The sequence below is a fragment of the bacterium genome, from assembly GCA_019695335.1.
GTDB lineage: Bacteria > CLD3 > CLD3 > SB21 > SB21 > JABWBZ01.
This window is the reverse complement of the sequence record JAIBAF010000092.1, coordinates 1-10,107: the sequence shown is the minus strand read 5'-3', so window position 1 is coordinate 10,107 and position 10,107 is coordinate 1. Positions and strand designations below refer to the sequence as shown.

The 10,107-nt window shown below is 43.3% G+C and carries 8 protein-coding genes; all 8 read right to left on the bottom strand.

Going from position 1 to position 10,107, the window contains the following annotated elements; genetic code table 11:
* Positions 1-205 precede the first annotated feature (205 nt).
* Positions 206-1,693: an insulinase family protein gene (locus tag K1X84_15805; protein ID MBX7153092.1), complete on the bottom strand. Its 1,488-nt coding sequence runs from the start codon at positions 1,691-1,693 to the stop codon at positions 206-208.
* A gap of 23 nt (positions 1,694-1,716) precedes the next feature.
* Entirely contained in the window at positions 1,717-3,078 is a 1,362-nt protein-coding gene (locus K1X84_15800) for an insulinase family protein (protein MBX7153091.1), read from the bottom strand.
* Between the two features lie 23 nt (positions 3,079-3,101).
* On the bottom strand, positions 3,102-4,100 hold the full coding sequence (locus K1X84_15795; GenBank protein MBX7153090.1) for a thiamine pyrophosphate-dependent dehydrogenase E1 component subunit alpha: 999 nt from the start codon (positions 4,098-4,100) through the stop codon (positions 3,102-3,104).
* Between the two features lie 76 nt (positions 4,101-4,176).
* A complete protein-coding gene (locus K1X84_15790; protein ID MBX7153089.1) occupies positions 4,177-4,701 on the bottom strand; it encodes a 6-carboxytetrahydropterin synthase in 525 nt (174 codons plus the stop codon).
* On the bottom strand, positions 4,694-6,115 hold the full coding sequence (locus K1X84_15785; protein MBX7153088.1) for a cation:proton antiporter: 1,422 nt from the start codon (positions 6,113-6,115) through the stop codon (positions 4,694-4,696). Before K1X84_15785 ends, K1X84_15790 begins: the two co-directional genes overlap by 8 nt.
* 140 nt (positions 6,116-6,255) lie before the next feature.
* The gene (locus K1X84_15780) at positions 6,256-6,663 is read right to left on the bottom strand and encodes an acyl-CoA thioesterase (protein ID MBX7153087.1); all 408 of its coding nucleotides are present in this window, start codon (positions 6,661-6,663) and stop codon (positions 6,256-6,258) included.
* A gap of 107 nt (positions 6,664-6,770) precedes the next feature.
* Entirely contained in the window at positions 6,771-8,216 is a 1,446-nt protein-coding gene (gene tldD / locus K1X84_15775; protein ID MBX7153086.1) for a metalloprotease TldD, read from the bottom strand.
* Positions 8,217-8,235: 19 nt separating this feature from the next.
* Positions 8,236-10,107: UPF0182 family protein (locus tag K1X84_15770; GenBank protein MBX7153085.1), on the bottom strand; the 1,872-nt coding region annotated here is incomplete at its 5' end.

Below are 10,107 nucleotides of genomic sequence, written 5' to 3'. Positions count from 1 at the left end.
TTTTTTCTGATCGCCCGTCGGCTCGAAGCGTTTCAGATCAAGGTCAGCCGCAGTCAGAAACGTTTTTTTATCGCGATTGTGAACGGTTGCCGGAACTGATCTGGTTGTATCCGATTTCCGTTTTGCAGTTTTTTTTATGATTTTTTTCTTTGTTGGCATTTCGATTCTTAAATGGTTCCATTTAATTTATGGACGAAAAAATTCATTAAAACAATTCGTCGGTTTTGACGATTTTTAATTTTTCTTTATTAATATTAAGCGGATATGCTTCGACAATTTTGTCTTCATCGAGAATATTTTGTTCCGGTTTAGCGCTCGGATACGTAATGGAAGTTGGAGTATTATTCAACAAGATGTTTTTCACTCCTTCAGCATCATTAGTAATGATGGCGATTTTAAGATTTTTGCCCTGCAGATGTTTTTTAATCGCGGCATTCACCTGATCCAGAGTGACTTTTTTCAACTCTTTTTCAATTTTGTCGATATAAAACTCCGTTCCGTACCAATCGGAATCCAATTCAAAACCGAGGCGGCGACTTTGCGTCTGAATGAACAATTTAGAATAGTTAATAATAAACGTCTTCGCGACGTCTAATTGTTCCTGCGTCAATTCTTTGTCGACTAATTTATTTAATTCATACAATGCGCAACGCATAGCAAATAACGCGTTATGATGAACGACCGGGCGAATCCAGATCGAGAAAAATTGCTGGCGTCGCGGAATATTCGGGCTGACCAATCGCGTACCGGGTTCCTGGATAAAATTTTCGACGTACGAATAATCACCGTAATTCATACCGCGTTTTTCCCGAATGCGTTGATATAAAATACCGCTGGAATTGCGATGTTCGCCTAAGTACGCATTAACCAATAAAAGCGGATAAAAATCAGGATTGGAACGATTGACTTCTATCGGAAATCCCATCGAAATCGCCGTTGCAAAAGCTTCTTTTTGTACGATCGTTACTTCGAGATCTTGAATTTTTTCCGGCTGCGGTAACGGCTTTATTTCGGCCGTGACAACGGGCATTTTTGCAAAATCATCCGATAATTTTTTCCTGATCTGATCGGGATAATTACCCGCAAGACCAATGACAACGTTATTCCGTCCATAGTGCTGCGCATAATAATTACGGACATCGTCTAACGTTATGCTTTCAAGGCCTTTAACCGTGCCTTCGTCGATATGTCCGTAGGGATGGTTGCGATATAATTCAGTTTCCAATGTTTTTTTGCCAAGATTTTCATCATCGTTATTGCGTAAAGTATTTTTGATCTGATTAACCATTAATTCTCTATTGCGTTGAAAATCCGATGAGTCAAAGCGTGGCGATGTCAAAAGCGACATCATGATCGCATAAAAACTGTCAAGGCTGTCGACATGGCAATTCGCTTCAAATGTAGTGACTTCCTTATCCGGATTGGAAGTAAAAGTTGCCGCCATCGGATACAAAGCCTTTTTGATGTCTTCGTAAGAGCGCTGCTTCGAACCGCCCTCGCTGAGCGTTAAGGCTGTAAGGGAATTAAGTCCTTCTTTTCCCACGGGATCATGAATGGAACCGATTTTGAATTGAATCCGGAACGTGATAATGTTCGATTGATTTTTTTCAGTTATAAATTTTGGACTGTCCTTCTGCCCGCATGATAGAACGGCCAATATTAAAAGAGTGATGAATAGATTGATCGCTTTCATAGTTTCGATCCTTAAAATTTTGTTTACTTGGCTTGATAAGTCAGCGTAACAACCGTCCGGCGTTTCGCATCAAAATATTGTTTGGCAACAGCCTGAATATCCTGTACCGTTATTTCGTCGTACCGTGCATACAATTCGTTGACCGCATTGGGATCGCCGGTTAAATTAATGTAATTGCCTAAAGTCGATGCAACTCTATCGGGATTATCCAAGCCCATCGCAAACGAATATTTCAATCGAGATTTGATTGCTTTCAATTGATCCTCGGACATCACTTCGTTTTTTGCTTTTTCCAATGCCGCATCAATGGACTGCTCCACGCTTGTCATATTCTTTTCGTCTTTGATTCGCGAGTAAACAAAAAATAAATTCGGATCGCGGCGATCCATATTGATGAAGTTGATAAATTCCACCCATTGTTTATCCAGCACTAATTCTTTATACAACGCCGACGTTTCGCCGAAAACGTATGAGCCGAGAATATCCAGCGCAGCGTAGTCTTTGGCTTGAACCGAGAAGCCGCCTGTTTTATAACCGGTCATGAGAATCGGAAAGGTCGGACTTTTCCATTTGATCTGGGAACGCCGCTCCGAAGTTTGTTCCGGTTCGACAGGAATATCCTGCTTATAATCACGGCGTTTCCATCCGGAATAATACTGCGTGATCAATTTTTGCAATTGTTCGTAATTAAAATCCCCGACAACAAGCACCGTACAATTTTCAGGGCGATACCAGCGGTCGTAAAATTCGAGGCTGTAAGCATACTGATTCGGCATGTCTTTGATATCCTGCAGATATCCGATGGTAGTGTGACCGTAGGTGTGTTTTGTAAAAGCAAGCTCCTGAATGCGTTCGAACATCGCCAAAAAAGGATTGGATATGCTTTTACTGTATTCACCAAGAATGGCGCCGGCTTCCGTTTTGAAAGCTTGTTCGGTGTATTTAAGGTTTTGAAAGCGGTTGGACTCGATATCAATAATTTTTTCAAGGCCGGACGACGGCAATACCTGGTAATAACGTGTCCAGTCGTCGTCGGTTGAGGCATTGAAATCGGCGCCGAGTAATTGCATTTCTTTATTGTAGACATCCGCAGGATATTTTTCCGTTCCCCTAAACATTACATGTTCGAAGAAATGAGCAAATCCGGACTTGCCCGGCTCGACTTCATTGCGGGATCCTGTACGAACAATCGTGTAGTACGCTAAAATCCCTGGGCTGTCATACGGAACCGCAACGACTTTAAGCCCGTTGTCGAGTTCGAATTGCTGCATTTCATACGGAAAAATGTTTTTCTTAGCTACGCGATCGGTCGACATCAAAAACAGCATAACCGAGAATGTCACCAGCGCTGCGATGGTAAGCCGTGTTTTAGTTTTGGATTTCATAAACCGCTCCTTGTGAATTGAAATTAATCGGCGTACACGCCTAACTCTGCGTCGGCGCCGTTGGGGTACGGAGCTTTATCCGCGTACTCGATGGCTTCATCGATTTCAGAACTCACCGAGTTTTCTATTTCTTTTATTTTTTTATCGGACAACATCTTTTCGTTGAGCAGGAACGTTTCAAATTGCCTGATCGGATCTTTTTTCTCCCATTTGTCTAAAAGGCCTTTGGGATAATATTCATGGGCATCGTGTTCCGCATGGCCACGCATCCGCATGGTGACCGATTCGATCAGCGTCGGACCTTCACCGGCACGCGCCCGGTCAAACGCTTTTTTACAGGTACGGTATACTTCAAGAATATCCGTGCCATCGATTTTTACGCCGGGAATTCCGTAACCGGCCGCACGATCAACGGGGCTTTCGCATGCATATTGCAAATGCGTCGGCGTCGAATAGGCGTACTGATTATTTTCAATGATCAGGATAAACGGCAACTTCCAAACAGCCGCCATGTTCAGACCTTCGTGAAATTCGCCGACATTCATTCCGCCGTCACCGATATAATTGAGCACGATCGCGTTTTCTTTTTTCTTAACCGCAGCAAGCGCCGTTCCTACAGCCTGTGGAATCATAGCCGCCAGGTGACTGATATTACCGATTATTCGCAGTGATTTATCATAATAATGTCCGGTACCGTCACGCCCTTTCGTTGGGCTTTCGCCCTTGGCCAAATGATTCAACATCAAAGCACGCGCCGATTGGCCGCGTGTAAAATGTGCGCCGATATCGCGGTGCATCGGATATAAATAATCCTGTGGTAACATCGCGTAAGCACTACCCACAGCCGTCGCTTCGTTGCCCCAACCGGAATAAGCGCCGCCAAGCATTTTATTCTGACGATAAAGCCTGATGATACCCTGATCGAATTGCCGCGTCAGACGCATAAAACGGTACATTTTCAGATAATCGTCTTCCGTCAGATCAAGCGTGTCTTTTGTTTCCTTTTTACTGCTTTTGTTCATAAACACTTGAGTTAGTTATATAATAAATTTAAAGTTTAAAAAAAGTTCTGCGTTCTTTGGATTCTCTGATGTCATATCAAAAATCCCAGATGTACGTCACCGATTGACCCCGCGTTTCTTCGACAGTCACACCAACGGAATTGACAGACTCGAAAATTTCATTTCCGTGATGCAAACTTTTCCAGAGTGATTCCAATTTTTTAATAATCTCCCCGTTCAAATATTTAGCAAGCAATTCTGAAGTAATATTGCTGACCGGTAACAGTTCGATATCTTCGCAAGGAAATCGATAATGCTTTGAAAAACCTGTTCCGTGAAATGTCACGTCAAAAGCATCCCCGTCTTTTGCAACTTTCAAAAAAGGCGATTCGGCGGGGAGCAGTATTTTTTCATCAAGTTGATCGCACACCGTTTGAGCAATTTTTTTTAATTGTTTGAATTCGATGATAATGCCATTATCCGTATCGCGGCAAAACACTTGTAATGTTACATAATAATTATGCCCGTGCAGCAATTCTACCGAATTATCGTCGAAAATAGTAAAATGCGCCGAACTGAATTTTAAATATTCCTTGGCTATGGTAATAACGTATCTACCCATTACGGCTCTCCATCGAAGGAGCGACGCTGCCGGTTTCTTGTTCAGCATCTTCGCCAATTTTTAGTCGAATCAGTGTTTCTGCCATTTTGGAACTGGATTGCAAATCGCCCGCTTTTTCGAGTGCGTATTTGAGTAAAACAGGACCGATTAATTGATTAATTCCAATCACTGAAATAACGATGGTTTGTAAAACGCCGCCCCATTCCGGATAGGTTCGTTCAACGACAACGGCCAAACCTAACGCAACACCCGCCTGCGATACCAATCCCATCCACGCATATTGCCTGATTTCTTTAGTGGCTCCGTCTGAGCGCGACCCGGCCTTAACGCCCATGTAGATTCCCACCATACGCACGGCCACTAAAACCAACGCTATAAACCACATCGACTGGAGCGCCATCAGGTCTAGTTTTGCGCCGGCTATAGAGAAAAAAATCGGATAAATAACCGGAAGGCTTTCTTCGATATTGGCGATTAATTTTTGTCCCTGTCTGGTAAAATTTTGCACATAAAATCCGGCTGTAACTCCAACCAGCAGGACTTCAAGGTGAAAATAATGTGCCAGTTCAAAACTGGCAAAAGCAATTCCGACGATGAATAATACAGTCTGTTCCATAATAAATCGCATATAAAGCCATACTAATAGTCCGATTGCAATACCCAGCCCGATTGATCCTAATATCTCGTATCCTAATTTTGATACAAATGGAACCAGATCGAAAGTGGCGTCAGGCAATAATTGCGTAGAAGCAAAAGAAGCAATAATGGCAAATACAACGATGACTATGATATCTTTGAGTACGACAGTACCTAACACAGTATCGGTCAAATGCCCTTTGCTACGATATTCACCGATAATACCAATCGTCACCGCCGGTGAATTGGCAATTAACATTGATCCCATCAATAACGAGACAATTCCAACAAATAGCCACGATTGACCTGCTGTAAAACTGATAAAAGGATGCAACAGAAAAAATGCGATAGTGATAGAAAATAAAACGTACATGGTTTCATAAAAACTGATCCCGATCAGAAGCTTGCGCATTTTTTTGAGTTCGCCAAACCGCATTTCTCCACCGGCAATAAATGCGATCATACTGAGCGCAAGATTGTCAACAAATTTCAGATTGGCCACAACCTCTTGGCTGACAAAACCTGTAACAAAAGGCCCGCACAAGATACCGGTCAAAATATATATAGTAAGTTTGGGAAGTTTAAGGCGAGAGAGGATTTTGCCGAGGTTATACGATAAAATAAGCATGAATCCAAGCAAAGTGATCGAAAACACTGCCGGATCAGACTCATTGATCAACGTGGAGTAATGCAGAAGCGTCATGATAAAAAAAATCACGACGACGATTGCAATCCGCTTGATAATGTGTATTTCTTCGGTGAACTTAGAAGCGTCCATGCCAAACCATGTTAAATCACAATTCGGGCATGAAACTAAATAATTTAGCTTAGAAATTCCAATCAATTTTTGCCCATCAGTAAATAAAAAAAGCGGCGCATGCTCATCACACGCGTCGCTTTATTATCTTAAAAGCAGTTTTATTCTCCGCCTTCTTCTCTGATTTTTTTCTTTCGTTCAAGCGCATCTTGTTTGATATGTTCCGCAATGCGAAATTCACGTTTTTCATCTTCGGTTTCAACGATCAATGGCGGAATGGAAGTTGGAACGCCGTCTTCATCCAGGGCAACCATGTTGAAATAGGCCGTCGTACAATGTTTACGTTTTCCGGACAAAGGATTTTCCGCATAAGCGTCGATTTTGACGACTAACGAAGTGCGACCGACGTACACCACGCGTGAAATAGTCTCGATCCGGTCGCCTACTTTCACCGGGTTTTTAAAATCGACGGCTTCCGTTGATGCGGTCACGACAATTTTGCGGCAATATTGCGACGCTACGATACCGGCCTGTATATCCATGATCGCCATGACTTTGCCTCCGAACATCGTGCCATGCGGATTGGCGTCATTGGGAAATACAATGTGCCAACTGCTCAATGGATGTGCTTTTTTTTGTTCCAAACAATCTCCTTATTTAAAAAAATAAAATAAATTTACTGAACTGTTCCTCCAACCGTCATTTCACAAATTGTAATCGTAGGCTGTCCGACACCGACAGGTATATGTTGTCCGTCCTTGCCGCAGGTTCCCGTTCCGGTCTCTATTTCCAGATCATGGCCGACGGCAATAACTTTGTTCATAATGTCCGGGCCATTCCCGATAAGATTCGCTGATCGTATCGGCGCTGTAATTTTTCCTTCTTCAATCAAATAACCTTCCTGAATTTCAAAAACAAAATTTCCGTTGGTAATGTCGACTTGTCCGCCTCCCAACGATTTCGCAAAAATGCCTTTTTTTACGGATCGGATCATTTCTTCCGGATCGTGATCGCCCCGATCGATAAACGTATTCGTCATACGCGGCATGGGAATTTGCGTAAAATCCTCACGGCGCCCATTACCGGAAGAATCCGTCTTCATCAGCCGCGCATTAAGTCGATCCGTCATGTACCCTTTGAGCACGCCTTTTTCGATCAACACGTTCCGCTTCGTCGGCGTACCTTCATCATCGACATTCATCGATCCGCGGTAAAAAGGTATCGTTCCATCGTCAATGATGGTCACGAGTTCAGAAGCAACTTTCTGACCGATACGGCCGGAATAAATGGACGTTCCGCGACGATTGAAATCACCTTCCAAGCCATGCCCAACAGCTTCATGTATGAGCACACCTCCCCAGCCGCGGTGAATCACGACGGTATGCAATCCGGCCGGAGCATCCATTGCCGTTAATTTCCGAATAGCTTGCTCGGACGCCTCGCGGCCGATCATCGCTGGAGAACGGCGTTTAAAAAAATCCATTCCGTAACGACCGCCGCCCGTCGCATACCCTGTCGTACGTTGCGACCCGTCAGTCGCCAACGATAAAACGTGAAAACTAAAAAGATTCTGTTCATCACGCAGCAAAGCTCCGTCAGAATTAGCGATGATCAGTTCCTTGAACTCTTCAGCATAGGTGCAATTAACCTCTTCAATTCTCATATCCACAGAACGAGCCGATCCATCAGCCGACTGCACCCATCCCAGTTTCTTTTTTATTTCCGGCTTTTCCGGATCGATGGCGAGATGAAAATGTTTCTGCAAGGCTTGGGGCCGAAGCTGCACTAAGGGATAGACTTTCGGGCGAGCGGCAATACGAGCGGCGATCTTGGCGGCGATTTCGATTTTTTTCAAATCAAAGTCATCGCTGTAAGCATAGCCGGTTTGCTCCCCGCAAATGACGCGGATACCGATTCCTTGCCGAATGCCTTTGCGAACAACATTGATACGTCCCTGCGCCATCGTAATATAAGTCGTCGTTCGGCGTTCGATATACGCATCGGCATAATCACCGCCACTTTCGAGCGCAGCCGTTAATATACGATTCAGAATCGCAGCATCGGCGAGATCCCCGAAAAGAACTTGGTCGGCAGTAAATGTTTTAGTTAGTAAATTTTTCATCGTGCCCGAATTTTGATATCTATATTCCACCGCTTTCTTTTACTAAACGTTCAAGATCCTTACGCAGCTTTTCGAGCTCTTCGCCGTATTTTGCCCAATTGCCTTTTTTCAACGCGTCCTGAGCGTTATTATAATTATCCATCGCTGAACGAGAGAGCGACTTGATCACTTTCAAAACATCACCCGAAACATTTTTTCCTTCAATTGTTTTCTGCTCAGCGATCGTTTCAATCATCCCGATCTTTAAGTCGCTTAAGCCGCCGAAAATTTTATTAAGCCCGGTTTCGAGATTGTCCTCCATATAAATATAATTACTGTACGCCACGATGACTTTCTTTAATTCAGGTAACTTGCTCTGTTGGGATTGAAGATACAGCGGTTCAATATAGATAACAGAGTTATTGACAGGGATGACCAACAGATTCCCGCGCGTTACATTCGATCCTTGTTGGTTCCACAATGTTAGCTTTTCTGAAATATCCGGTGTTTGTGCGATACGCGCTTCAACTTGCATCGGACCGTATACCAGCTCGGTTTTAGGAAATCGATATACGATTCGTTTTCCGTAACTCTCACCGTCGTTACGAACGCACATCCATGCAATCATGTTGGTTTTGTCGCGCGGCGTATAGGGAATCATCAGAATAAATTCTTCCTTTTTTTCACCGGGCAAACGCATAATGGTATAATAGCTTTCCATCAACCGTTCATCATTGCCGTAAATTTCAAAAGGAATATGCCAGATATCTTCTTTATTGAAAAATACGTTCACGTCATCAATATGATACGTTTCATAATGCCGGGATTGAATGTCGAACAAGTCCTGAGGGTAACGTAAATGATTTTTTAAATTATCCGGCATCTCTGCAATCGGTTTGAATACGCCCGGAAATATTTTACTGTAAACGCGGATCAACGGATCCGATTCCGGATTAAAACTGTAAAACGTCGTTTGGCCGCTGTACGCATCGATGATCACTTTTACGGAATTCCTGATATAATTGAATTGATCGCGATAGCCGAAATTATCGCGTGCCGATTCATACGACATCGTCGCATAAGGATATTTGTCAGTCTTGGTGAAACCGTCAAAAATCCAATAAAGGCGGCCATCGGCTACAACCATGTATGGATCGTGGTCATAACGGATGTACGGAGCGATTTTTGAAACACGATCGCGGATATTGCGATAGTAAATTACCTTGCTCTGCGATTGAATGTAATCGTTCAACAGGATATTGAATTTGTTAAATCGGATAGCAAACAACGCTTTTCGGACGAACGATCCTATCTCAACCCCTGCATCTTCTTTGTAAAACGTCCATTGATTGGCTTCGCCCAAAGGATAATCAAATTCTTCTTTAGACGTTTTCACAATCACATAATCGTCAACGCTTTGCTGTTCACCGAAATAAATTTCCGGCCTATCTAATTTAATATCGGCATGAACATCCGGAGGAATGTTTTTAATGAAAAATTCCGGCTGTCCTTCCTGCGTGACAACGTTCACCGGGCTCATCACAATTCCGTGACCATGCGTATAGATAAATGTTTTGTTGATCCAGTTATCAGTGCCGCCGGTCTTTGCCAAATTAAGTTCACGCGCAGCCAGCATGACCTGGCGGTATTCATTATTAATGCGATAGCGGTCAACGTCAATATCAGAAAAATTGTAATACGGACGGATTTCCTGAAGCTGCGAATATGCATCTCGTAGCGGACGATAATCCCACAACGTCACATTTTTGATCGTCAGATCGTTCGCTGCAATATCACCCGATGTCAGATTGAGAGCGTAATTAAAATCGCGTTCTTCGATCTGATCCAATTCATACGCCCGACGCGTCTGTTTGATATTTTCAAGTATATACGGCTTTTCTTTTTCCAGCAT